Source organism: Pseudomonas sp. R32 (genome assembly GCF_009866705.1).
Lineage (GTDB): Bacteria > Pseudomonadota > Gammaproteobacteria > Pseudomonadales > Pseudomonadaceae > Aquipseudomonas > Aquipseudomonas donghuensis.
The window spans coordinates 1138861-1164745 of record NZ_CP019396.1; the positions used below are offsets into that span (position 1 = coordinate 1138861).

Genomic DNA, 25885 nt, shown 5'->3' on the forward strand with positions numbered 1-25885 from the left:
CGGTAAGCTGACCGACGATTTTCACAGGCGCAAACGAAAGTGCCCGCCTCGGGAAGGAGGCGGGCACTTCAGTTGCAGCGTACAGCTCAGGCTGTGGCTCAGGCGGCCTTGGCTGCTTGTTGGCTCAGCGAGCGGTTCAGGGCACTGAACAGTGCCTTGAAGCTGGCCGTGGTGATGTTTTCATCGATACCCACGCCGTGCACTGGGCGGCCACCAGCGACGCGCAGTTCGATGTAGGCCGCCGCCTTGGCGTTGGTGCCGGCACCAATGGCGTGCTCGTTGTAGTCCATGATTTCCACGGCGATCGGCAAGCCGGCCACCAGGGCTTCGAGGGCGCCGTTGCCCTTGCCGCGCCAGTGCAGGGTGGTTTCGCCCTCTGCGGCGACTTCCACCTCCACCGCGCTGTGGCCGTTCTCTTCCTGCAGGCGATGGCTGACCAGGGCGTATGGCGAGTTGGCCTGCAGGTACTCGCGGTGCAACAGCGAGTGGATCTGCTGGGCGGTCATTTCCAGGCCCAGGCGGTCGGTTTCGCCCTGCACCACCTGGCTGAACTCGATCTGCATGCGCCGTGGCAGGCTGATGCCGTATTCCTGTTCGAGCAGGTAGGTGATGCCGCCCTTGCCCGACTGGCTGTTGACGCGAATCACAGCTTCGTAGCTGCGGCCGATGTCAGCCGGGTCGATCGGCAGGTACGGCACTTCCCACTTGGCGTCTTCTTTCTGCTGGGTGAAGCCTTTGCGGATGGCGTCCTGGTGCGAGCCGGAGAACGCGGTGTGCACCAGGTCACCGACGTACGGATGACGTGGGTGCACGGGGATCTGGTTGCACTCCTCGACCACCTTGCGCACGCCGTCGATGTCGGAGAAATCCAGCTCAGGGTCGATGCCCTGGGTGTAGAGGTTCAACGCCAGGGTCACCAGGTCGACGTTGCCGGTACGCTCGCCGTTACCGAACAGGCAGCCTTCGACACGGTCGGCGCCAGCCATCAGGCCCAATTCGGTAGCGGCTACGCCAGTGCCACGGTCGTTGTGGGTGTGCAGGCTGATGATCACGCTGTCGCGGCGGTTGACGTTGCGGCCGAACCATTCGATCTGGTCGGCATAGATGTTCGGCGTCGAGACTTCGACGGTAGCCGGCAGGTTGAGGATGATCTTGTGCTCAGGGGTCGGGTTCCACACCTCGATCACTGCGTCGCAGACTTCCTTGGCGAACTCAAGCTCGGTGGCGCTGAAAGTCTCCGGCGAGTACTGGAAGGTCCACTGGGTTTCCGGCTGCTGGGCGGCGTATTTGACGAACAATTTTGCCGCGTTCACCGCGATGTCTTTCACGCCTTGCTTGTCCTGGTTGAAGACAATGCGGCGGAACGACGGGCTGGTGGCGTTGTACAGGTGAACGATGGCCTTTTTCGCCCCGCGCAGGGATTCGAAGGTGCGCGCGATCAGGTCTTCACGGGCCTGGGTCAGCACCTGGATGGTGGTGTCGTCCGGAATGTGGCCATCTTCAATCAGGGTACGCACGAAGTCGAAATCGGTTTGCGACGCGGACGGGAACGAGGCTTCGATTTCCTTGACGCCAACGCTGACCAAGGTCTTCCAGAAGCGCAGCTTCTTCACCGCATCCATCGGTTCGATCAACGACTGGTTGCCATCACGCAGGTCCGAGCTGCACCAGATCGGCGCCTGGGTGATGGTCTTCGAAGGCCAGGTGCGGTCCGGCAAGTTGACGGTCGCGAAGGCGCTGTATTTTTTCGAAGGGTCTTTGAGCATGGTCATGAAGGCAATCCTTGAATGTGCGGCCTTGAAAGGGGCCCGCCGAACGAAAACGAGATGAAAAGGCGAGGCGACGCGATTCAGCTTGGTAGTCGTGCACTGACCAGGCAGAGGCTGCGGTGTTGACGAAGCAGGATGAGGGTCTGAAAGGTTTTCATGGCTTCAACCCTAACCAGTGGGGTTAAAGATGGCAAGCCTTGCAAAAAGATTGAGAGAAATGCTTAAAAAATGCAGATTGTCGAGATTTTATGGCGGGTAATTTATGAAAAGACCGCGCCAGTTGCGCGGTCTTTTTGAATGACGCAAACCAGGCGTCAGGGCTGGAAGGCACCGATGAAGATCGCTGGATCGACCCGCGCATCGTTGAGGCTGACGTTCCAGTGCATGTGCGGACCGGTGGCGCGGCCGGTCGCGCCGACGCGGCCAACCACGGCGCCGCGGCTGAGCTGCTGGCCGGGCTTCACGTCGATCCTGGACATGTGGCAGAACATGCTGATGAAGCCCTGGCCATGGTCGACGAACACCGTGTTGCCGTTGAAGAAGTAGTTGCCGATCAGGATCACCTTGCCGTTGGCCGGAGTCTTGATCGGCGTGCCGGCGGGTACGGCGAAGTCCAGGCCGGCGTGCGGGTTGCGCTCTTCACCATTGAAGAAGCGGCGCACGCCGAACTTGCTCGACAGCGGGCCATTGACTGGTTTGTCGAGGATCAGGTTGCTCGGCAGGGTGGGGCTGAAGCTGCGATAGGCCTTGATCTGCTCGGCAAGCTCGGCATCGATGCGCTTGAGGTCGGCCGGGTCGGGATTGACCTGGCGTTTGTTCTTCAGGGTGATGCGCTGCTCCGGGTACTTCTTGCTGCCCACGGTGAAGCTAAGGGTGCGGCTGCCCAGGGTGAGCTGTGCAGTGCCGGGCTTTTGCGTCAGCGGCAGGCCGACGATGGCCAGCCAGGTGTCCTGTTCCCTGACCACCAGCACCGGCTTGCCATCGAAGCGGGCGCTGGGTGCCGTGGCGGCCGGGCCCAGATCGATCACGGCGACGCCGCCGGGTACCGGCTTGTTCAGTTGGCGGGTGATGTAGCTGGCCTGGGCATTGCTGGCGAACATCAGGCATAGCAGTAACAGTGGGGCAAACAGACGGCGCATGATTCAGTCCAGTAAAGAGAGCGTGACCGGAGTCAGGTGGTTGTCTTCGACCCGCACCTGCAGTTCGCCTTCGCCCAGGCGGGCGGTCAGGCGCTGGCCATTGTGGGTCTGGGTGGCAGTGCGGATGGCCTGGCCACGCTCATCGAGCAGGATGCTGTAGCCACGGCCCAGGGTCGCCAGGGGACTGACCACGTGCAGGGTCTGGGCCTGCGCTTGCAGGCGTTGGCGACGATCCTTGAGCGTCTCGCGCATGGCCCGCGGCAGGCGTTCGGCGAGGCTGTCCAGACGCTGCTTGAGCAGGGCCAGGGTGCGCCCGGGGTGTTGCGCGGCCAGGCGTGTGTCCAGGCGCGCGAGGTGCTCGCGACGCTGGTTCAGGCGCTGCGCGAAGGCGCGGCGCAGGCGCATGTCCAGATCGTCCAGGCGCTGGGCCTGCTGGCGCAGGCGTTCGCCCGGATGACGCAGGCGCCGGGTCAGGCTGTCCAGGCGCAGGCGCTCGTGCAGCAGGCGGCTCTGGATGCGTAGCAGCAGGCGGCGCTTGAGGCTGTCGATGCGCCGTTGCAGGTCGCTGCTGTCCGGCGCCAGCAGCTCGGCGGCGGCAGACGGCGTCGGGGCGCGGACGTCGGCGACGAAGTCACTGATCGAGACATCGGTTTCATGCCCGACAGCGCTGACGATGGGGGTCTTGCAGGCGGCGATGGCGCGGGCCACGGCCTCTTCGTTGAAGCACCAGAGGTCTTCCAGCGAGCCGCCGCCGCGGGCCAGGATCAGTGCGTCGAAGCCGCGGCTGTCGGCCAGTTGCAGGGCGCGGACGATCTGGCTGATGGCTTCGCGGCCCTGCACGGCGGTGGGGATCAGGGTCAGCTCGACTTGTGGCGCACGGCGTCGGAACACGCTGATGATGTCGCGGATCACCGCGCCGGTGGGCGAGCTGACGATGCCGATGCGCTGCGGGTGAGCGGGCAGGGCGAGCTTGTTTTCAGCACTGAACAGGCCTTCGCCACCGAGCTTTTCCTTCAGCGCTTCGAAGGCCAGGCGCAGGGCACCGTCGCCGGCCGGCTCGACGGTGTCGAGGATCAGTTGGTAGTCGCCACGGCCTTCGAACAGCGAGACCTTGCCGCGCACCTTGACCGCCAGGCCGTCACGCAGGGCCTGGCGGACCCGAGCGGCGTTCTGGCGGAACAGTGCGCAGCGCACCTGGGCGCCGCTGTCCTTGAGGGTGAAGTAGACATGACCGGAGGCCGGGCGGGCGAGGTTGGAAATCTCGCCTTCGACCCAGACATTGCGGAACACGTCTTCCAGCAGCACCCGGGCGCGGCCGTTGAGTTGGCTGACGGTCAGGACTTCGCGGTCCAGGCCGAGTCTTTCGAAGGGGTCTTTGATCATGGGCTGCATCATAAAGGATTGTGGCTTGGGGGTGTCAGTGGGGGCAGTGGTGTCTGCATCGCTGGCTTGCCAGCGATTGGGGCCCTTAGCCTTGAATATGACTCACAAACTGCTCAACCAAAGCCCCTGCATCGCGCCGATAGGCCATCGCCACCGTGCTGCGGCAACCCTCATCGGCCAGCGCAATGAAGCGCAGCGAAGGCGGGGCAATCTGCGCCATGCATTGCGGCAGCAAGGCCACCCCAAAGCCTGCCTGGATCAACTGCAACTGGGTGGTCTTGCGCGACACCACCCGCGCCGCCCTGGGAAAGAACCCTTCACGCATGCACAGTTCGGCTGACAGGTAACTCAGGCCGCCACGCTGGCGATGGGGGATGGAAATAAACGCCTGCTCACGCAACTGCGCCAGGCGCACGCTGGTTTCCCGCGCCAATTGATGATCCTCGGCGACCGCCAGCAGCAACGGCTCTTCGAACAGAGGTTGCACGCACAGGCCTTCATGTTGACGCAGGACCGGCAAGCGCAGCAGGCCGACTTCCAGGCGACCTTCAGCCAATTCCACCAACTGCGCCTCGGACGACTGTTGGGCGATTTCCATGGACACGCCCGGGTTGTCGTGCAGATAGCCGCTGAGCCGTGCCAGCAACTGCCCGGTCAATGGTACGGTGCTGGAATGGTTGAGGCGCAGGCTGCCACGCACGCCCTGGCCAACCTCACGGGCCAGGCGTTCGGCTTTTTCCAGGTCCACCAGCAAGGTCCGCGCCCTGGGCAAAAAGGCCTGGCCCGCTGCGGTGAGGCGCGGCTGGCGGGCGGTGCGCTCGAACAGCAGGGTGTCGAGCTGCGATTCCAGCTCCTTGACCTGCCGGCTCAGGGCCGACTGGGCGATGAACAGGCGTTCGGCCGCAGCGCTGAAGCTACCGCTTTCGGCGATTTCGACGAAGTAACGCAGCTGACGGGTAGAAATCATTGGTGCTATGCCGTTTCAAGATGGCTGATCAGGTAATTGCATATTAGTCGGCATGGCTTGCCTCTGGCTAAAGTTTCCCGACCTCCTCTGATGAAAGCCGCCATGATCCCGACCCTGTTTGCCCAATTGCCCTTTACCTCCCTCGACTGGCTGCCGATCCTGCTCGGCGTGGCCGCAGCCTATGTCGTCTTCGGCATCGCCGGTTTCGGCACCGCGTTGGTGGCCGGCCCCGTGCTGATCAACTTCATGCCGCTGTCGCGGATCATCCCTTTGCTGGTGTTGCTGGACTTTGTCGCCGCCTTCGGTAACTGGCTGCCGGCGCGCAAAGCGGTGGCGCGCCCGGAACTGATGCGCCTGCTGCCGTGCATGGCGTTGGGCTGCACCCTGGGCGTGGTGTTTTTGCTCAACCTCAAGTCCGACCTGTTGCTGTTGCTGATGGGTTTGTTTATCAGCGCCTATGCCCTGTACAGCCTGGCGGTGAAGGTCAAGCCGGCGCAGTTGTCTGCCGCCTGGTCGGTGCCGATGGGGACGGCAGGCGGCCTGTTCGGTGCCTTGTTCGGCAGCGGTGGCTTTCTATACGCCCTTTACCTCAATGCCCGCCTGCCTTCCAAGGAACAGGCGCGGGCAACCCAGAGCGCGTTGATCAGTTGCAGCACGGTGGTGCGCCTGAGCCTGTTCCTGATTGCCGGTGTGTATGCCGACCGGCCGCTGTTGCTGCTGGCGCTGTGCTTGTTGCCGATGATGGCGTTCGGGGTGTACCTGGGCCGGCGCCTGACCCTGAACATGTCGCGCGACACCTTCGTACGCCTGGTCACCTGGCTGGTGCTGGCCAGCGGCATTGCCCTGATCGGCCGCTACCTGAGTGCGGTAAACTGGTACCTTTGAACCTGTTTGGCCGCTGTCATGACAACCCAGAGCATTATTGTCCCGAAGATTTCCACCGTCCCCGTGCATGAGGCCCGCGCCCGGGCAATCCTGCGCTGGCTGGTGCGCGAGAAGGTCGTCGAGGAGCAACTGAGCACCTGCGGCAGCACCGGCAACCGCATGGCCTACGCCATCGCCGAAGGTGCGCGCAAAGTGGTCGAGCATCCCGAGTTGCTGCCGTATGGTCAGCCGGTCAATGGCCTTGAGGTCATTACCAAGCGCTGCATCTATACCCCGACCGAAGGGTTTCTCGAAGAAGCCGGCTGCGCCGAGTGCCGCAAGGAAGTCGGCGTGGCGCTGTTCGAAAGCCTGGAGGACTGGATGCCCGGGCGAACGGAAAACTTCATCTGCCCATTGTGTGGTCATGAAGACGACATCAACGGCTTTCTGTTCCTGCAACCGTGCGCATTTTCCAATCTCGGTTTCATCTTCAATAACTGGAGCGCAGCGGGGTTCAAGCAGGCTTTTCTGGATAACTTCGCCGATTGGCTGGACCACCCGGTAGCCGTGGTGCAGGTAACTCGCGCAGGCAACTGACCGAAGGCCCATCTTTGCATTGAGCGAAGGGCACTGGATGAGTATAATGGCGCGCTTCCATTTTTCCCGCCCGGGAGCCCCCGCGATGCTGCGTATCAGCCAAGAAGCCCTGACCTTCGACGACATTCTCCTAGTGCCTGGTTATTCAGAGGTGCTACCCAATGAAGTCAGTCTCAAGACCCGTTTGACCCGTGGCATCGAGCTGAATATTCCGTTGGTTTCCGCCGCCATGGATACCGTGACCGAAGCCCGTCTGGCCATTGCCATGGCCCAGGAAGGCGGCATCGGCATCATTCACAAGAACATGACCATCGAGCAGCAAGCTGCCGAAGTGCGCAAGGTCAAGAAGTTCGAGGCTGGCGTGGTCAAGGACCCGATCACCATCGAGGCCGACGCCACGGTACGTGACCTGTTCGACCTGACCCGGCTGAACAACATCTCCGGCGTACCGGTGCTGCACGATGGCGACCTGGTCGGCATCGTCACCTCCCGTGACGTGCGCTTCGAAAACCGTCTGGATGCCACCGTCCGTGAAGTGATGACGCCTAAAGAGCGCCTGGTCACGGTCAAGGAAGGCGCCGACAAGAACGAAGCCCGCGAGCTGCTGCACAAGCACCGCATCGAGCGCGTGCTGATCGTCGACGACAACTTCGCCCTCAAGGGCATGATGACCGTCAACGACATCGAAAAAGCCAAGGCCTACCCGCTGGCCAGCAAGGACGACCAGGGTCGCCTGCGCGTCGGTGCTGCGGTCGGTACCGGCAAAGACACCGGTGACCGCGTTGCGGCGCTGGTTGCCGCTGGCGTTGACGTGGTGGTGGTCGACACTGCGCACGGTCACTCCAAGGGCGTGATCGATCGCGTTCGCTGGGTCAAAGAGAACTTCCCGCAGGTTCAGGTCATCGGCGGCAACATCGCCACCGGCGCTGCCGCCAAGGCCCTGGCCGAAGCCGGCGCTGACGCGGTCAAGGTCGGTATCGGCCCGGGCTCGATCTGCACCACCCGTATCGTCGCCGGTGTCGGTGTGCCGCAGATCAGCGCCATCGCCAACGTCGCTGCGGCCCTTGAAGGCACTGGCATCCCGTTGATCGCCGACGGTGGCATCCGCTTCTCCGGTGACCTGTCCAAGGCCATCGTTGCCGGTGCTTCGGCCGTGATGATGGGCTCGATGTTCGCCGGTACCGAAGAGGCTCCGGGCGAGATCGAACTGTTCCAGGGTCGCTCCTACAAGGCTTATCGCGGCATGGGTTCGCTGGGCGCCATGTCCCAGGCCCAGGGTTCCTCCGACCGTTACTTCCAGGACTCCTCGGCCGGCGCCGAGAAGCTGGTACCGGAAGGTATCGAAGGCCGCGTGCCGTACAAGGGCACCCTGACCGCGATCATCCACCAGCTGATGGGCGGCCTGCGCTCCTCGATGGGTTACACCGGCAGTGCCAACATCGAAGAGATGCGCACCAAGCCTGAGTTCGTGCGCATCACCGGTGCCGGCATGGCCGAGTCCCACGTGCATGACGTACAGATCACCAAAGAAGCGCCAAACTATCGGGTCGGCTAACGCCTCCAGCGGCAAGTGACAAGCTTCTAGCTCCAAGCGGTAGTTGCTCTGCAGCGGCTACCGCGTAATTCCCGAACAACTTGCAGCTTGCAGCTTGAAGCTTGCAACTGCATCAGAGATTGAGTCATGGCCCTCGACATTCACGCTCACCGCATCCTGATCCTCGACTTCGGTTCCCAGTACACCCAGCTGATCGCCCGCCGCGTGCGCGAAATCGGCGTGTATTGCGAACTGCACCCGTTCGACATGGACGATGAAGCGATTCGCGAATTCGCCCCGCGCGGCATCATCCTCGCCGGTGGCCCCGAGTCCGTGCACGAAGCCGACAGCCCGCGCGCGCCACAGGCCGTCTGGGACCTGGGCGTACCGGTGTTCGGTATCTGCTACGGCATGCAGACCATGGCCGAACAGCTGGGCGGCAAGGTTGAAGGCTCCGAGCTGCGTGAGTTCGGCTATGCCCGCGTCGATGTAGTCGGCAAGAGCCGCCTGCTCGATGGCATCGAAGACCACGTCGATGCCGACGGCGTCCTCGGCCTGGACGTGTGGATGAGCCACGGTGACAAGGTCACCCGCATCCCGGAAGAGTTCCACATCCTGGCCAGCACCCCGAGCTGCCCGATCGCCGGCATGGCCGACGACACCCGTGGCTACTACGGCGTGCAGTTCCACCCGGAAGTGACCCACACCAAGCAGGGCGGTCGCATCCTCTCGCGCTTCATCCTCGACATCTGCGGCTGCGAAGCACTGTGGACGCCGTCGCACATCGCTGAAGACGCCATCGCCCAGATCCGCGCCCAGGTTGGCAGCGACAACGTCCTGCTCGGCCTGTCCGGCGGCGTCGACTCCTCGGTGGTCGCAGCCCTGCTGCACAAGGCCATCGGCGACCAGCTGACCTGCGTGTTCGTCGACAACGGCCTGCTGCGCCTGCATGAAGGCGAGCAAGTGATGGCCATGTTCGCCGAGAACATGGGCGTCAAGGTAATCCGCGCCAACGCCGAAGAGCAGTTCCTGACCAACCTGGCCGGCGAGGCTGACCCTGAGAAGAAGCGCAAGATCATCGGTCGCACCTTCATCGACGTGTTCGATGCCGAGTCGAACAAGCTGCACAACATCAAGTACCTGGCCCAGGGCACCATCTACCCGGACGTGATCGAGTCGGCTGGCGCCAAGAGCGGCAAGGCCCACGTGATCAAGTCGCACCACAACGTCGGTGGCCTGCCGGAAGAGATGAACCTCAAGCTGGTCGAGCCGCTGCGCGAGCTGTTCAAGGACGAGGTTCGCCGCCTTGGCCTGGAGCTGGGCCTGCCGTACGACATGGTCTACCGTCATCCGTTCCCGGGCCCGGGCCTGGGTGTGCGCATCCTCGGTGAAGTGAAGAAGGAATACGCCGACCTGCTGCGTCGCGCCGACCACATCTTCATCGAAGAACTGCGCAAGGCCGACTGGTACCACAAGGTCAGCCAGGCCTTCGTGGTGTTCCAGCCGGTGAAATCGGTGGGCGTGGTCGGTGACGGCCGTCGTTACGCCTGGGTCGTGGCCCTGCGTGCGGTCGAGACCATCGACTTCATGACCGCCCGTTGGGCGCACCTGCCTTACGAGCTGCTGGAAACCGTCAGCGGCCGGATCATCAACGAGATCGAAGGCATCTCCCGCGTCACCTACGACGTGTCGAGCAAGCCGCCAGCGACCATCGAGTGGGAATGATCCCGCTGCGTGAACCGCTGTAGCGCGTGAAGCAAACGCCCCGACATGTCGGGGCGTTTGTTTTTTCAGGCCTCGGTCATCCCCATGAGCTTGAGCGCCGCGGCCAGTTCGCGCAGGTCGTTGAAGCGCCGCCTGTGGACGCGCGGCCAGGAGGGTCGGTCGATTGAGACATGGTCCTCGGTAACGCGAATAACGGTGCGTACGATCGAACGGTCGATGCTGCGATGGAACAGCAGGGTTTGGTCGCCCTGGCGTTCGATCAGGAACATACCGGTCCGCGGCAGGCGAGCTTCGTGGGTAGCCACTACATCGGCAGCCCACGAGCCCGGAGTCACCATTCGCAGGACCAGGTCGTTCTTGATGAAGCGTGGTGGCCCGTTTTTGGACAGCTCGCCAAACCTGCCTTCATCGACAAACAGGCCGACAGTGGTTCCTGCCTCGGCATCGGCTACCCGCAGGCCAATGGCCTGGTTCAACTCACTGAGCCCTGGCACCTGCTCGAAGGTATTGGCGTGGGCTTCGCCTACCAGTGCAATCCAGCGTCCCGGGCTTTGCTGTTCTACAGCACTGATGATTGAAGTGGCATAGCGATTCATCATTTCGATGCGCAGGGTGTCTTTCGGATCCACCAGGCCCGTCTGACGGTAGCTGGCCATGCAGTCAATTGCCTGGATACGCAGGTGGTTGCGCTGCGCGGTCTTGACCAGGTTGAGAAAGGTGAACTGGCCTGACGGGTCGGTTCTGAACCCGCTATCAAGGCTCTCCAGGTATTTGTTCAGGCCTTGGGGCATCGTCCCTGTGCGCATGAAAGTATCCAGGTCGGCCTGATGGAAGTCGGTTAGTAAATGCTCCATGTACAGTGTGCGGACTTTTTGCTTGGCAAGCACCTCCATGTTCTCGATCAGGAACTTCTTGCTCGCAATCGAGCTGTGACGCTCGCCAATCACCAGCCCTTCGGCGCGCTGAAAAGCCTCCTTGATAATTGACTTGGGCGTGCTGTTTGTCGGTAGCGACGGGATCTCTACACGGGGCGGCACCTGCACCCTACGAAGGTACGTACGGCTTTCCTCAGCCAACTGCTGGCGTATCCGAGTGAAAGAGGCGGCCGCTGCGTTGAGCTCGCGATCATCCATGTCTGTGTAGCCGCTGAGGAACCGGTCGCCCGGCTTGTTGGCGGCGTTTTGCAGTTTTGCGCGTAATTCGACGGGTACTTCGTAGGGCGACGGGGGCAGTACGACGGGTGTTGGCGCTACGGGGCTCGAGCCCCAGGGATGTTTGCTCCAGAACTTGCCTCCCCCTCGCAGGCCGGGCCTGGGTGGCAGTTCCCACTGGCCATTGGCGTTGAGCCTCACGGGTTGACTGCGGTAGAACGCGTACGGGTTCTGTTCATCGACGATCACCCAGGTTTTCATTTCACCAACGTAGCGAACTGCATAAGGATCACCGTTGAGGGTGATGTAGGTCTGCCTATTGAGCAGGTACGTGCCGCGCAGCTTGCCCTCCAGTTGTGGGTGTTGCCCATCGACAATGACGTTGGCGATCGGCCGCTCCAGGGGCAGTTCCAGCACCTGCGGCAGTGGACGGGTTTCACTGGCGAAGGGCGGTCGAGGTGTGCCTGCAGCGCTGGCGCTGCGTTCGGCTTCGAGTGGGTCGATGATTTCCGCGACTTCGCCGGCGGGGCTGGCGCCGAATACCAAGGTGGCGTCGAAGGCGGCACTGACCGCGCTGACGATGGCGCCAGTGACACCGGCCTTGCGTTGCGCCGTGGTGTCGCCGTTCACCGCCTGATCGATGTTCAGGCCCAGGCTGGCCAGGTCCGCGCCTACCACCGCCAATGCCACTGGCCAGCACATCGCACCGATGACACCAAAGGTGTTGGTAAAGGCATTGAGATACCCGATCCACATCTGTTTGCGCAGTTCGGTGTTCGAGCGCAGTGCCGTATCAGCGTCGGCATACATGCGTTCGCGGGCCTGGTCTCGCAGGTAGCTGAACAGATCTCCGGCGATTGGCCGGTCGAGCTGGTTGATCAACGAATGGTCACCATGACCGTAACTGGTTACTAACAGTTCGATAAGGCTGTTCAGGCCGACACCCGAGCCCCGTGGCGGGTGGGCCGACAATGGAAAATGCGATTCGAAGCGGGCGAGGCTGACCAGGTCGGTACAGGCCTGTTGCAGTACCCAGATGTGCAGGTCGTTGTTGGTTTCGAAGCTGTGCAGGCTGGTTGTTTCCCCGGGCATATAGACAAACTGATGGCCTTCAGGGGAGACAATACGCACGATATCGCTGGCCAGGTAGCCGCCAATGTCGAATGTTCGAACGCTCCAGCCTTGCGCCGCCTGCACTTCAACCGCCAGTTGCTTGCGGGTTATCGGGGCGCGCAAGTCGCCTGCCACTGCCTTGAAGATCGCCTGGCAGTGCTGCGGGTACAGAGTGCCGCTTTGATAATCCTCATACGCTTTGGCGAGAAAATTGACCTTGGCCATCAGGCGAAAATCATCGGCATGGGCTTGCCAGAAGGCATCGAGCTTGTGGTTGAACAGCGTACTGAAGTCGATCTGCCAGAATTCATTGAGCACATCCTGGCCCAGCATACGTATTTCATTGGTTTCGTTGAAAACCGGGCTGTGTGGCCCGGCCCGATAAAAGCCACCGTTCTGTTGCAGCAGATCGCTGTTGTCCTGGTCGTGGCTGTTGAAACGGCGCATGACCAACTGCGGCAAGGTCATCGACTCAAGCGGTGGGCCGTAATGTTCCCAGCCGGTGAAACTTCGGATGCTGCTCACCGCGCCAGCGAAGCGGTGCCAGTAGATTGTGTCTGGTTCCGGCGTCTTTCCGGTGAATTTGAGCAACAGATTTCGGGCAACCTCGCGGGCCATTTCCCACATGTCCGGGCATTTAGTCACCAGCGTGGTGGCGATCGTGTTGAGCGCTTGCTTCTGAGCTTGGCTGGAGGCCAGCGAATTGGAATGGACATTTAATTGATAGGGCATGTGCATCTCCTTGTAGACGAATGCCCATTGAGGAGGTCTGCGTCGTACCTGCTGTCATAGGTATTTGTTGATACAACGAAATAGATTTTTCTGGCGTTGCACTGAGCCGTTTCGCTGTCTAGCTGATGGCTGTCAGGGATACTTATTTAGGACTGATGACATCGACGTATAACCCAGGCTGAGGGCTTCTTATGCAAAGGAACTCATGTCATGGAACATTTGCAGTCTGTTGATCAGTCCAACCTGCACCTTGAGGCGGCGCGTGCATCGCTGCGCCAGCTTGCCGAAACGGTGGTCAATGCCTTCCCGGACCTGCATGCCAGCGCTCGCTTGGCGGCGATGCAACTGCTGGTCACACAAACCAACCAGCACGGGGATCCGGACAAGATCTACTGGAATCGTTTTTCCCACGCCGCCAGCAACGACCGCAGCTACACCGGTTGGGAGCACTATGGAACGCCTTATCAGTCTTGGACCTTGACCGAGTTAGTCATGCGCCGCTTTCGCGTCAGTGACCAGGACAACGCCGACCTTCTGCAGTTGTACGGCGGTTTCTACACCGAGGGGCCAGAGGCGCGGCGTTTCGATGAAAGCAATGAAGTGCGTCTGGATCCGCAAAAAGTCCTTAACGCCTTGTGGGAGATGGACTTTGGCGCCGGGTTCCAGCGCCAGCGTACGGCGTTCTGGGTCGAGCACGGTGCTGACGTGCGCGCGCTCAGCAAGCTCAATTACCTGGCGCAAGCGTTGCAGGCAGGCCTCGGTGGGCATCTGAACGAGCAGCAGTTGCAACTGGTGTTCGACGCTGTCGGCTTCGACAGCAGCGTTGCTGTGCATCTGCAGCATTTTGATCAAGTGCAGCAACCTGCTGCCGGCATTCAGCTTGCGACCTTGAGCCTGGCCGGGCAGGTGTCGTCGGCGCTGGTGTGGTTGCAGGGGCCGGGGGCACAGCCACAGCATGTGCTCTACATGCCCGGTGCGGTGCCGTCGTTCCAGGTTTTCAGTAGCCAGCGGGAACTGTTCGAATGGCTGTTTGGCTGGCTGCAGGTGGCCGCCAGCCGCGAGCAATTGTTGGCTTATTTCTCCAGCGCTCCGCAGCAGGTGCAGGGGTTGCGTGATCAACTCGCCTCCTGGGCGCAAGGCTCGGTAGAGGCATTTGCCGCTCAGGTGCAGTGTGCGCCGATCAACGGCGAGGTCTTCACCTGGATGCGCGACAACGCCCGGCAGCACATGGAACTTGAAACCGATGCGGCCCTGCGCACCAATGCCGAACTGCGTGCGCAGTTGTGGGTGGGCTACCTGGGCGTGGCTTCGCGCCTGCTCGGTGCCGTGGCGCCTGCCGGTTGGCCGTTGGCACTGCTGGCGGTGGCTGTAGGTACTGCCAGCCTTGCGTTGAACATCGAGCAGGCGGTCGATGGCGACAACCCCGAAGAGCGTCGGGCGGGCTTGCTTGGGGCCATCCTTGCCGGTGTCGATCTGCTGCTCAACCTGCCGTTTCTGCTGCCACTGGGGCGGGGGGCGGCGCAAGGGCTGGGCCCGCTTGAAGGCAATGTGATCATCGATGTGCCAGCGGCCACGAGCGGCCCCTTGCAAGGTGTCAGTAGCCTGGCTGATGGTGCCCAGTACATCGAGCTCGAGGGGGTGCCCTACCGGGTTCGCTATGACCAGGCCTTGCGTACCTGGTTGATTGTTCCTGAAGACAATCCGTTTGCCTTCAATGGCGTAATACCCGTGCGCCTGGACGAGCAGGGGCAGTGGATCGTGCTTGAGTCCGCCTGTTTGCGCGGGGGCGGCCAGTGCCTGGGAGGGCTGACGCCCGAGCCGGCGGTCGCGATGGTGGATTATTCGCCCTTCGAGGCCGTTCCAGGCCGCTATGAAGTCCCCGAACCGGCCCGGCCTGCGGTGCTGGAACTGCTCAGTGCGAGGAACCGGCGGGCAATCGGCGGTGATTACTACGACCCGGAGTCGCCGCTGATGGAAGTGCGCGATAGCCTGGAGCAGATTCGGCAGCAATTGCGCACCGATGCCGAGACTTTCTTCACCCGGATAACCCTGCCCAGGTTCAGGATTCACCCGCCAGCGGCCTCGATCAGCCCGCAGCGGGCATTCATCGAATTGTTCGACGAGCACGCCGGCGTGGTCATTGGCGAATCACACGCCTCGATCGCCAGCAAGCGTTGGCTGCTGGAAAACCTCACGCCGATGTATGCCAAAGGCGTACGCACGCTTTATCTCGAGCACCTGATGACGGATCTGCACCAGGCGGACCTGGACCTGTTCCATCGCAGCGGGCGCATGAGTGCGAAATTGCGGCGCTATCTGGAGCGGCTGGATGTCGGGCATCGTACCGATCCCACTGGCCGCTACACCTTCCTTGAACTGGTAAGAAAAGCCCGGGCCAACCGTATCAGGGTACAGGCTGTGGATTGTGTGGCGAGCTATCAGTTGGAGGGCCTTGAGGTTGAGCAACCGTTCAATCCGCTGCGCCAGAAAGTCATGAACTACTATGCCAACTGGGTTATTACCGCCAGGCAAGCGGAGCCTGGCGCAGGCAAATGGGTGGCGCTGGTCGGCAACACCCACAGCAACCTGTACAAGCGCGTACCAGGGCTGGCGGAACTGCAAGGGGTGCCAGGCTTGCGCCTGGTCGATGCCGGGCCGGGGCAGGCGACCGGCATTACCCTGGATGCGGGTGAATACTACTTGCCGAGCATGGGCAACCCCGACGGTATCGTACAGGGTGACTTGCGCCTGGCATTGCAGACGCAGGATCAGCCCGTTGCGTTTCGTGACGCCATTACTGCCCCGCCAGGCGTGATAAGGCCAGGTGAGTAGGCCCTGCGGCAACTCTTCACTTAATATTTCTCAATTGCAGGTGTATCGTATTCGCCCTTCATCGCCGGTACCTTGGCGCTTTTTTCGCCGGGTGCCGGCATGTTGTTCCTGGCATTACGAGGTACCTGCTGCATGTCCTTTACCCGGCGACAAATTCTCGGTGGCCTGAGCGGCCTGGTGGCGATTGGCCTGGGCGCGGGTGGTGCGTCCCGTTACTGGCTGGGGCGCACCGATCCGAATGCCGGGCATGACTACGAGCTGATCGCCGCACCGCTGGATGTCGAGCTGGTCTGCGGGTTCAAGACCGAGGCCTGGGCCTTCGGTCCGTCGGCGCCGGGTACCGAACTGCGGGTGCGCCAGGGCGAATGGTTGCGGGTACGTTTCATCAATCACCTGCCGGTGGCCACCACCATCCACTGGCATGGCATCCGCCTGCCGCTGGAGATGGACGGTGTGCCATACGTCTCGCAGCTGCCGGTGTTGCCGGGCGAGTACTTCGACTACAAGTTCCGCGTGCCGGATGCCGGCAGCTACTGGTACCACCCGCATGTGAACAGCTCCGAGGAACTCGGCCGCGGCCTGGTCGGCCCGCTGATTGTCGAGGAGCGCGAGCCTACCGGCTTCAAGCATGAACGCACCCTGAGCCTGAAGAACTGGCACGTGGACGAGCAGGGCGCGTACCTGCCCTTCAGCATCCCGCGCGAGGCCGCCCGTGGCGGCACTGCGGGCCGGCTGATCACCATCAATGGCCAGGCCAACGCCGTGGTCGACATGCCTGCCGGACAAATCGTGCGGGTGCGCTTGCTGAACCTCGACAACACCCTGACCTATCGCATCAACCTCAAGGGCAACTTCGAGGCGAAGGTCTACGCGCTGGACGGCAATCCCATCACCCCGCGCCCGCTGGGCAAGGACTACTGGCTGGGCCCGGGCATGCGTATCTGCCTGGCGATCAAGATGCCGCCGGCCGGTGAAGAGCTGTCGTTGCGCGATGGTCCGGTGCGCCTGGGGACCCTGCGCTCGGTGGCCAGCAGCGAAGGGCCGGGCGACTGGCCGCCGGCGCTGCCGGCCAATCCGATTGCCGAGCCGGACCTGGCCAATGCCGAGAAGCTCAACTTCAATTTCGAGTGGGTCGGCTCGGTCTCGGTGAACACCGAGAACGGCAAGCCGCCAAGCTTGTGGCAGATCAACGGCAAGGCCTGGGACATCACCGACAAGACCTGTGCCGATCGGCCGATCGCCACGCTGCAAAAGGGCAAGAGCTACATCTTCGAGCTGAAGAACATGACCCAGTACCAACACCCGATTCACCTGCACGGCATGAGTTTCAAGGTGATCGGCTCGAACAAGCGCAAGATCGAACCGTACTACACCGACACCTACCTGCTGGGCAAGAACGAGCGCGCACGGGTGGCGCTGGTGGCCGATAACCCGGGTACCTGGATGTTCCACTGCCACGTGATCGACCATATGGAAACCGGCCTGATGGCCGCGATCGAGGTGGCGTGATGCGCCAGCCGCAGATCATCGATCGCAGCCGCGATCAGCAATTCATGCGCCTGGCGCTGGAGTTGGCAGCGCAAGGCGCGGCCATGGGCGAAGTGCCGGTGGGCGCGGTAGTGGTTCAGCACGGTCAGGTGATTGGCCGTGGCTTCAACTGCCCGATCAGCGGCAGCGATCCCAGCGCCCACGCCGAGATGGTCGCCATTCGTGCCGCCGCCCAGGCAGCGAGCAACTACCGCCTGCCGGGTAGTACGCTCTATGTGACCCTGGAGCCGTGCAGCATGTGCGCCGGGCTGATTGTCCATTCGCGGATCAGCCGGGTGGTGTATGGCGCGCTGGAGCCCAAGGCGGGCGTGGTGCAAAGCCAGGGGCAGTTCTTTACCCAGGGGTTTCTCAATCACCGGGTGATGTTCGAGGGGGGCGTGCTGGCGCAGGAGTGCGGGGCGATTCTGTCCGAGTTCTTCAAGGCGCGGCGGGCGAAGGCCTGAGCCCATCGCCGGCCTTGCCGGCGATGGGGCGCGCAGCGGCCCCCAGTCTCACAACGGCGGAGTCTGCTCGCTCGGCTTGGTCTTGTTTACACCCGGCACATGCAGGTTGCTCTCGGCCACCTGGCTGCCTTCAAGCTGCGGCTGGGTCACCCAGGTGAGGATGTCGTAGTAGCGGCGGATGTTGGCGACGAAGTGCACTGGCTCGCCGCCGCGGGCATAACCGTAGCGGGTCTTGCTGTACCACTGCTTCTGCGACAGGCGCGGCAGCATCTTCTTTACGTCCAGCCACTTGTCAGGGTTCAGGCCCTCGCGCTTGGCCAGCTTGCGCGCGTCGTCCAGGTGACCGCTGCCGACGTTGTAGGCGGCCAGGGCAAACCAGGTGCGGTCCGGCTCCTTGATGCTGTCATCCAGCTCGGATTTGACGTACATGAAGTACTTGGCGCCGCCGCGGATGCTCTGCACCGGGTCCAGGCGGTTGGACACGCCCATGGCCTGGGCGGTGCGCTGGGTCAGCATCATCAGGCCGCGCACACCGGTCTTGGAGGTGACCTCGGCCTGCCACATGGATTCCTGGTAGCCGATCGCAGCCAACAGGCGCCAGTCGACCTGCTCCTTCTTGGCCGAGGCCTGGAAGGCCTTCTCGTAGCGCGGCAGGCGCTGCTGCAGGTGCTGGGCAAAGGTATAAGCGCCTACGTAGCCCAGTACATCGACGTGCCCGTAATAGCGATCTTTCAGACGCTGCAAGGTGCCATTCTTCTGCACCTTGTCGAGAAATTCGTTGATCTCGTTGAGCAAGCTGTTGTCTTCGCCTGCGGCCACGGCCCAGCGTTGGTCGCGGGCGTCACCGAGGTCGAAGGCCACCCGTACCTTGGGGAAATACACCTGGTTCATCGCCAGTTCGTTGGAGTCGACCAGGGTCAGGTCGATCTGCCCTTCGTCGACCATGCGCAGCAGGTCGACCACTTCAACGGCGTCAGATTCTTCGTATTCGAGCGCCGGATACTGCTTTTTCAGCTCGGCCATCTGCTCGGCATGGGTACTGCCCTTGAGCACCATGATCTTCTTGCCGACCAGGTCCTTGGCGTCAGTGGGCCGTGGGCGGCCGTTGCGGTAGATGATTTGCGGGGTGACTTCCAGGTACGGGTGGGAAAAGCGCACCTGCGATTTGCGCTGCTCGCTGCTGACCAGGCCCGCTGCCGCGAGCACCGGGCCGGAAGGCTGGCCGAGCTGGTTGAACAGGTCGTCGAGGTTGTCGGCGGTCTCGATCTTCAGCTCCACGCCCAGATCGTCGGCGAAACGCTTGACCAGCTCGTACTCGAAGCCGGTTTCGCCGTTGCGGTCCTGGAAGTAGGTGGCCGGGCTGTTGCGGGTAATCACGCGCAGCACGCCATCCTCCTTGACGCGCTCGAGGGTGCTGGGTTTTTCAACACAGGCACCGAGCATCAGGAAGAGTCCGGTTGCGATGAGCCATCTGGCGCACCGCTGGCGCAAAGCGGTTTGGGCGAACATAGGTTGCAGTATACGCAAAGGACCGGTTGCGCCATATCTCGACAACGGTTTGCTTGTCTGCTAGCGATCTTTGCGTTAAAGGCAAAATGCAGGTCGAAACAGGCGGTTTTTTTTGACCCCTGAGTCCGCTTTGCCGGGCCGACATGTCCAGGTGTCGCAATGCTGTGTTTCGGGTGCCGGAAGCGCTGGAATTAGGCTAGAATGCACGGCCTCTAAGCACACCCCCTTCCTGAGGCTGTCCCGACGATGTTGATCCTGCGCGGCGCTCCTGCCCTTTCTGCCTTTCGCCACGGTAAGTTAATCGAGCAACTGAGCCAGAAAGTCCCCGCTGTTAGTGGTTTGTATGCTGAATTCACGCATTTCGCCGAGGTTGACGGCGATCTGAGTGCCGACCAACAGCAAGTGCTCGCGCGCCTGCTCAAGTACGGCCCGAGCGTACCGGTCCAGGAGCCAAGCGGGCGCTTGTTCCTGGTGGTTCCGCGTTTCGGCACCATCTCGCCCTGGTCGAGCAAGGCCAGCGACATCGCCCACAACTGCGGCCTGGAAAACATCCAGCGCCTGGAGCGGGGCATTGCCTACTACGTCAGCGGTGAGCTGAGCGACGCCGACGCCGCCATCGTTGCCGACATCCTCCACGACCGCATGACCCAGCTGGTGCTGGCCAAGCTTGAAGAGGCCGCCAGCCTGTTCAGCCACGCCCAGCCCAAGCCGCTGACCGCCGTCGACATCCTCGGTGGTGGCCGCGCCGCCCTGGAAAAAGCCAACGTCGAGCTGGGCCTGGCCCTGGCCGAAGACGAGATCGATTACCTGGTCACCAGCTTCCAGGGCCTCAAGCGCAACCCGCACGACATCGAACTGATGATGTTCGCCCAGGCCAACTCCGAACACTGCCGCCACAAGATCTTCAACGCCAGTTGGGACATCGACGGCCAGAGCCAGGAAAAAAGCCTGTTCGGCATGATCAAGAACACCTACCAGATGCACAACGAAGGCGTGCTGTCGGCTTACAAGGACAACGCCTCGGTGATCGTCGGTTCCGTGGCCGGGCGCTTCTTCCCGAACCCTGAAACCCGCCAGTACGGCGCGGTGCAGGAGCCGGTGCACATCCTGATGAAGGTCGAGACCCACAACCACCCGACCGCCATCTCGCCGTTCTCCGGTGCTTCCACAGGTTCCGGTGGCGAAATCCGTGACGAGGGCGCTACCGGCCGCGGTGCCAAGCCCAAGGCTGGCCTGACCGGTTTCACCGTCTCCAACCTGCGCATCCCGGGCTTCGAACAGCCATGGGAGCAGGCCTACGGCAAGCCGGACCGCATTGTCACCGCCCTCGACATCATGGTCGAAGGCCCGCTGGGCGGCGCCGCGTTCAACAACGAATTCGGTCGTCCGGCCCTGACTGGCTACTTCCGTACTTTCGAGCAGTCGATCAACACCCCGCACGGTGAAGAAGTACGCGGTTACCACAAGCCGATCATGTTGGCCGGTGGCCTGGGCAACATCCGCGAAGACCACGTGCAAAAGGGCGAGATCACCGTCGGCGCCAAGCTGATCGTGCTCGGTGGCCCGGCCATGCTCATCGGTCTGGGTGGCGGCGCGGCTTCGTCGGTGGATACCGGCGCCAGCTCCGCCGACCTCGATTTCGCCTCGGTGCAGCGCGAGAACCCGGAAATGGAGCGCCGTTGCCAGGAGGTTATCGACCGTTGCTGGCAACTGGGTGACAACAACCCGATCGCCTTCATCCATGACGTCGGCGCCGGCGGTATCTCCAACGCCTTCCCGGAACTGGTCAACGACGGTGGCCGCGGTGGCCGCTTCGAGCTGCGCAACGTGCCCAACGACGAGCCGGGCATGGCCCCGCACGAGATCTGGAGCAACGAATCCCAGGAACGTTACGTGCTGGCGGTCAGCGCCGGCGACTTCGAGCGCTTCCAGGCCATCTGCGAGCGCGAGCGCTGCCCGTTCGCGGTCGTTGGCGAGGCCACTGCCGAGCCGCACCTGACCGTGACCGACAGCCACTTCGGCAACACCCCGGTGGACATGCCGCTCGACGTGCTGCTGGGCAAGCCGCCGCGCATGCACCGTTCGGTGACCCGCGAAGCGGAGCTGGGCGATGACTTCGACCCAAGCACCCTGGAACTGAACGACTCGGTCGAGCGCGTCCTGCGTCACCCGGCCGTTGCCAGCAAGAGCTTCCTGATCACCATCGGCGACCGCACCATTACCGGCCTGGTTGCCCGTGACCAGATGGTTGGCCCGTGGCAGGTACCGGTGGCCGACTGCGCCGTCACCGCCACCAGCTTCGACGTCTACACCGGCGAAGCCATGGCCATGGGCGAGCGCACCCCGCTGGCCCTGCTCGACGCCCCGGCGTCCGGGCGCATGGCAATCGGCGAGACCCTGACCAACCTGGCCGCCGCGCACATCGGCAAGCTGTCCGACATCAAACTGTCGGCCAACTGGATGTCCGCTGCCGGCCACCCGGGTGAAGATGCCCGTCTGTACGACACCGTCAAGGCTGTCGGCATGGAACTGTGCCCGGAGCTGGGCTTGACCATTCCGGTGGGCAAGGACTCGATGTCGATGAAGACCAAGTGGAGCGAAGAGGGCGCGGAGAAGAGCGTCACCTCGCCGATGTCGCTGATCGTCAGCGGCTTCGCCCCGGTCCTCGACGTGCGCAAGACCCTGACCCCGCAACTGCGCATGGACAAGGGCGAGACCGACCTGATCCTGATCGACCTGGGCCGCGGCAAGAACCGCATGGGCGCCTCGATCCTGGCCCAGACCCACGGCAAGCTGGCCGCCGTAGCGCCAGACGTCGACGATGCCGAAGACCTCAAGGCCTTCTTCGCCGTGATCCAGGGCCTGAACGCCGACGGCCACCTGCTGGCCTACCACGACCGTTCCGACGGCGGCCTGCTGACCACCGCGCTGGAAATGGCCTTCGCCGGCCACTGCGGCCTGGACCTGGAACTGGACACCCTGACCAGCAAGCGCGAGAAAATCGCCGCCATCCTCTTCAACGAAGAGCTGGGTGCGGTGATCCAGGTGCGTCAGGACGCCACCCCGGACGTGCTGGCCCAGTTCAGCGCTGCTGGCCTTGGCGAAGACTGCGTCGCGGTGATCGGCCAGCCGATCAACAACGGCGAAGTGCTGATCAAGCTGGCCGGTGAAGAGCTGTTCAAGGGCGACCGTCGCCTGCTGCAACGCCAGTGGGCCGAGACCAGCTACCAGATCCAGCGTCTGCGCGACAACGCCGACTGCGCCGACCAAGAGTTCGACGTGCTGCTGGAAGAAGACAATCCTGGCCTGAGCGTCAAGCTCGGCTTCGACGTCAACCAGGACATCGCCGCGCCCTACATCAAGAAGGGCGTGCGCCCGCAGGTGGCAGTGCTGCGCGAGCAGGGCGTCAACGGCCAGGTCGAAATGGCGGCAGCCTTCGACCGTGCCGGCTTCAACGCCATCGACGTGCACATGAGCGATATCCTTGCCGGTCGCGTTGACCTCAACGACTTCAAGGGCCTGGTGGCCTGTGGCGGCTTCTCCTACGGTGACGTGCTCGGCGCCGGTGAGGGCTGGGCCAAGTCGGCGCTGTTCAACGCCCGTGCCCGTGATGCGTTCCAGGGCTTCTTCGAGCGTACCGACAGCTTCACCCTGGGTGTGTGCAACGGTTGCCAGATGATGTCCAACCTGCACGAACTGATTCCGGGCAGCGAGTTCTGGCCGCACTTCGTGCGTAACCGTTCCGAGCAGTTCGAGGCCCGTGTGGCCATGGTCGAGGTGCAGAAGTCGAACTCGATCTTCCTGCAGGGCATGGCCGGTTCGCGCATGCCGATCGCCATCGCCCACGGTGAAGGCCATGCCGAGTTCGCCAGCGAAGAAGCCCTGCTCGAAGCTGACCTGTCCGGTTGCGTGGCCCTGCGCTTCGTCGACAACCACGGCAAGGTCACCGAGAGCTACCCGGCCAACCCGAACGGCTCGCCGCGCGGGATCACCGGCCTGACCAGCCGCGACGGTCGCGTCACCATCATGATGCCGCACCCTGAGCGGGTCTTCCGTGCCGTGCAGAACTCCTGGCGTCCGGATGACTGGAACGAAGACGCGGCGTGGATGCGCATGTTCCGCAACGCTCGGGCGTGGGTGAACTAAGGGTGTACAAGCTCGCCTTCTTCGTCCCGCCAAGCCATGTGGAGGTGGTCAAGGCCGCAGTGTTCGCCGCCGGCGGCGGGCGCATCGGCGACTATGACTGCTGCGCCTGGCAGGTGCTGGGCCAGGGCCAGTTCCGCCCGCTGGACGGCAGCCAGCCGTTTCTCGGGCAGGCCGGCCAGGTCGAGGTGGTGGAGGAGTGGAAGGTCGAACTGGTAGTGGCCGATGGGCTGGTTGGGCAGGTCGTCACTGCATTGAAGCAGAGCCACCCCTACGAGACCCCGGCGTACGAGGTCTGGCCGCTGGCTGACTTCTGAGGGCCTTGACGCCTCGCTGCTACAAAACGACAAGCCCCGGCAGCCTCCTGCCGGGGCTTGTCGTTTTTACAGGCGCTTATCTGAACAACCCACGGATGCGCTCCCAGACGCTGGTGTCGATGTCCGGGTGCTCATGCCCGTGCGGCGTGTCGAACACGGAGGCTTTGCCGGCCCGCTTTATCTCTGCGCTGTGCTCGCTTGCCCATACGCTGACCAGTTCGTCCTGCCAGTCGCTGTCGTTGGGGTGGGTGAAGTAACTGCGTGCGACCTTTACCGGGTCGAGGAGCCGCCCGCCTTCCCAGTGCTTGTACATGGCAAGGCCCACGTTCCGTACCGCAACGCGCGCCATCAGACTGGCCAGGGTATGCAAGGGGTGGACGTCATGGTCCTTGGCGAGCTGGGAATGGGTCGGGTTGGTCGAACCGGATGTATTGGGGTTGTCTTTACGCAGGGTTTGCAGGTCGTCGACGGTGTTGCCGATCAGGTTGAGGACGGCCTGGTAGCCCATCTTCATCAGGTCCTGCGTATGGCGAATGGGCGAGCTGCTGATCCAGGAGACCCGCCTCAGCCCATTGAACCCGGGAATGTCCGCCAGGGCGTCGCGCACTTCCAGAGACGTCTGCAGATACGCCTGCCACTTCGGGTCGGGATGGTCGCGTAGCAGGATCAGCAGGGCGAGCTCCGAGTCCGCGCGCTGCCCGGGTGTGATGCTCTCGAAACTGCCGGAAGTCTTGAACAACACCTTCGCCATCGGCTCGGCCAGGCTGGCGATCACGTCGGTGCCGGCGAACATGCCCGTGACGACGGGCCAAGCGTGCCTGCAATCGGTTTTCCCGGTCCATGGCAACACCGCCTTGTGCCCCTGTTTGCGCAGGCTGAGTTCGGCGTAGTTGGAGTGAGCGAAGTAATCCTCCAGCACGTGCAGGGCCGCGCCAAACTCGCGCAGGCCTTTGGGGGTGGGGCCCGTTGCCATGGCATCGCGCAGGCGCTCGCACATGTAGTCGACCGAGGTGAAGATGTGGCGCTTCATGGAGGTTTTCGGGTCGACCTGAAGCAGCGGGTCGTCGTGGGCGACTGGCGCTTCGAAATCCGGGTCGATGGTGCGTGGGTCGAAGGTCGATGCGCTAGGGTTGTAGGGGTTGTCGATGTGTTCGCTCGGCCGATACACCCCAAGCATCTGCGGGGTGACCACATAGTGGCTGCGCTCCTGCGGTGTGCCTTGCAGGCTGGGGAAGGTCTTCAGCGCCAGCAGGTCGACGAGCTGTGTCAGGACCTCCCTTGAAAACTTGGCGGGGAAGTCTTTCGGCGCGTCGGGTGCGCGGACCAGCTTGGGGTCGAGCAACTGCGAATAGTCGCGCAACCAGTTGCCAAAATAGATCGCCTTGCGTTGCTGTTCGTTGAAGCCTGCGTACTTGAGATCCTCCTCGATCGACCCGTGGCCCCAGGACCGCTCGGGATGCCGCTTGTCACCGCCCCCCGCAGAAAAGCCTTCGTGGCGGGCGTTGTGGCTATCGGCGCGTTGGGCATCCTCGCCCTGGCTCAGGCGGATGAAGCGTCGTAGCGCAGGGTGGTCCACCTGCAAGTGGGTATCTCGAACACCCGCGCACAGCCTGGCGACTGTCAGCTTGCCCGGCTCGAGGGGCGCGACGTTGCAGAACAGGTAGGCAAAGCGGGCACCCTCTTCGCCCTGGGCGTCTTCGGCGACGCTGGCACGGCCATCGGCCAGGCGAGGTGCGAAGTCTTGGCGCAGGACGTTGTCCAGGTGGTGGCCGAACTCGTGCAGCAGGATGGTGGCCAGCTCGCAGGCGGCCTGCGGTTGTCGCAGCGCGTTCTCGATCACCTCGGGGTGCAGGTGGATGATGCGGGTGGCATTGTCGTAGCTGGCTTTGCCTAACGCCTGTGGGCCGATCTGGTGGTCAGGGCTGGCCAGCGCGCCGTCGCGCAGTGCGTCGTGCAATCTTTGGTAGCAGGTCTCTGGCAGGTCGTCTCCGAATACCGGGGCGAGCATCGAGCGCAAGGCTTGCGGTGAAAGCGACTCGGCAATTTCGGTCAGTCGATCCAGCGCGAAGGTGGTTGTCAGGGTCGTGGGTGAAGAGGTCATGGCGGGGGCTCATCGAGG

At 62.9% G+C, this 25885-nt stretch carries 16 protein-coding genes; 9 read left to right on the forward strand and 7 right to left on the reverse strand.

The window, feature by feature from the left end; all coding sequences use genetic code 11:
- Nucleotides 1–98: 98 nt before the first annotated feature.
- The 4 genes from leuA to PspR32_RS05220 all read right to left on the reverse strand — a co-directional run bounded on the left by leuA (nucleotide 99) and on the right by PspR32_RS05220 (nucleotide 5258).
- A complete protein-coding gene (leuA, locus tag PspR32_RS05205; RefSeq protein WP_010220156.1) occupies nucleotides 99–1772 on the reverse strand; it encodes a 2-isopropylmalate synthase in 1674 nt (557 codons plus the stop codon).
- 311 nt (nucleotides 1773–2083) lie between these two features.
- Nucleotides 2084–2908 (reverse strand): M23 family metallopeptidase, encoded by an 825-nt coding sequence (locus PspR32_RS05210; RefSeq protein ID WP_010220155.1) that lies wholly within the window; start codon nucleotides 2906–2908, stop codon nucleotides 2084–2086.
- A gap of 3 nt (nucleotides 2909–2911) precedes the next feature.
- Nucleotides 2912–4291, reverse strand: coding sequence for an exodeoxyribonuclease VII large subunit (xseA, locus tag PspR32_RS05215; RefSeq protein ID WP_010220154.1), 1380 nt, complete (start codon nucleotides 4289–4291; stop codon nucleotides 2912–2914).
- A gap of 85 nt (nucleotides 4292–4376) precedes the next feature.
- On the reverse strand, nucleotides 4377–5258 hold the full coding sequence (locus PspR32_RS05220; RefSeq protein WP_036993993.1) for a LysR family transcriptional regulator: 882 nt from the start codon (nucleotides 5256–5258) through the stop codon (nucleotides 4377–4379).
- 114 nt (nucleotides 5259–5372) lie between these two features.
- On the opposite strand from PspR32_RS05220, the gene PspR32_RS05225 reads away from it, so the two are divergent.
- The 4 genes from PspR32_RS05225 to guaA all read left to right on the forward strand — a co-directional run bounded on the left by PspR32_RS05225 (nucleotide 5373) and on the right by guaA (nucleotide 9978).
- Complete coding sequence (locus PspR32_RS05225) at nucleotides 5373–6143, forward strand: sulfite exporter TauE/SafE family protein (protein ID WP_159389358.1); 771 nt, start codon at nucleotides 5373–5375, stop codon at nucleotides 6141–6143.
- A gap of 18 nt (nucleotides 6144–6161) precedes the next feature.
- Complete coding sequence (locus PspR32_RS05230; protein WP_026001132.1) at nucleotides 6162–6719, forward strand: hypothetical protein; 558 nt, start codon at nucleotides 6162–6164, stop codon at nucleotides 6717–6719.
- Between the two features lie 85 nt (nucleotides 6720–6804).
- On the forward strand, nucleotides 6805–8274 hold the full coding sequence (gene guaB / locus PspR32_RS05235) for an IMP dehydrogenase (protein WP_010220150.1): 1470 nt from the start codon (nucleotides 6805–6807) through the stop codon (nucleotides 8272–8274).
- A gap of 126 nt (nucleotides 8275–8400) precedes the next feature.
- Nucleotides 8401–9978: a glutamine-hydrolyzing GMP synthase gene (gene guaA / locus PspR32_RS05240; protein WP_010220149.1), complete on the forward strand. Its 1578-nt coding sequence runs from the start codon at nucleotides 8401–8403 to the stop codon at nucleotides 9976–9978.
- Nucleotides 9979–10043: 65 nt separating this feature from the next.
- On the opposite strand, the gene PspR32_RS05245 is transcribed toward guaA, so the two are convergent.
- Nucleotides 10044–12974, reverse strand: coding sequence for a membrane-targeted effector domain-containing toxin (locus tag PspR32_RS05245; protein WP_159388165.1), 2931 nt, complete (start codon nucleotides 12972–12974; stop codon nucleotides 10044–10046).
- 210 nt (nucleotides 12975–13184) lie between these two features.
- Between PspR32_RS05245 and PspR32_RS05250 the strand changes: the two genes are divergently transcribed.
- The 3 genes from PspR32_RS05250 to tadA all read left to right on the forward strand — a co-directional run bounded on the left by PspR32_RS05250 (nucleotide 13185) and on the right by tadA (nucleotide 17797).
- On the forward strand, nucleotides 13185–15806 hold the full coding sequence (locus PspR32_RS05250) for a membrane-targeted effector domain-containing toxin (protein WP_159388166.1): 2622 nt from the start codon (nucleotides 13185–13187) through the stop codon (nucleotides 15804–15806).
- Nucleotides 15807–15938: 132 nt separating this feature from the next.
- Nucleotides 15939–17315 (forward strand): multicopper oxidase family protein, encoded by a 1377-nt coding sequence (locus tag PspR32_RS05255; RefSeq protein WP_010220146.1) that lies wholly within the window; start codon nucleotides 15939–15941, stop codon nucleotides 17313–17315.
- A complete protein-coding gene (tadA, locus tag PspR32_RS05260; protein ID WP_036994000.1) occupies nucleotides 17315–17797 on the forward strand; it encodes a tRNA adenosine(34) deaminase TadA in 483 nt (160 codons plus the stop codon). The genes PspR32_RS05255 and tadA overlap by 1 nt, the downstream gene beginning before the upstream one ends.
- A gap of 48 nt (nucleotides 17798–17845) precedes the next feature.
- Here the strand turns inward: tadA and mltF are convergent, their stop codons facing one another.
- The gene (gene mltF / locus PspR32_RS05265; protein WP_159388167.1) at nucleotides 17846–19306 is read right to left on the reverse strand and encodes a membrane-bound lytic murein transglycosylase MltF; all 1461 of its coding nucleotides are present in this window, start codon (nucleotides 19304–19306) and stop codon (nucleotides 17846–17848) included.
- A gap of 246 nt (nucleotides 19307–19552) precedes the next feature.
- Between mltF and purL the strand changes: the two genes are divergently transcribed.
- Nucleotides 19553–23452, forward strand: coding sequence for a phosphoribosylformylglycinamidine synthase (gene purL, locus PspR32_RS05270; protein ID WP_159388168.1), 3900 nt, complete (start codon nucleotides 19553–19555; stop codon nucleotides 23450–23452).
- A gap of 2 nt (nucleotides 23453–23454) precedes the next feature.
- A complete protein-coding gene (locus PspR32_RS05275) occupies nucleotides 23455–23766 on the forward strand; it encodes an NIF3 1 (RefSeq protein ID WP_010220285.1) in 312 nt (103 codons plus the stop codon).
- 76 nt (nucleotides 23767–23842) lie between these two features.
- Here the strand turns inward: PspR32_RS05275 and PspR32_RS05280 are convergent, their stop codons facing one another.
- Nucleotides 23843–25867 carry an HET-C-related protein gene (locus PspR32_RS05280; protein WP_159388169.1) on the reverse strand — a complete coding sequence of 675 codons (2025 nt, stop codon included), beginning with the start codon at nucleotides 25865–25867 and terminating at the stop codon, nucleotides 23843–23845.
- Nucleotides 25868–25885: the final 18 nt, after the last annotated feature.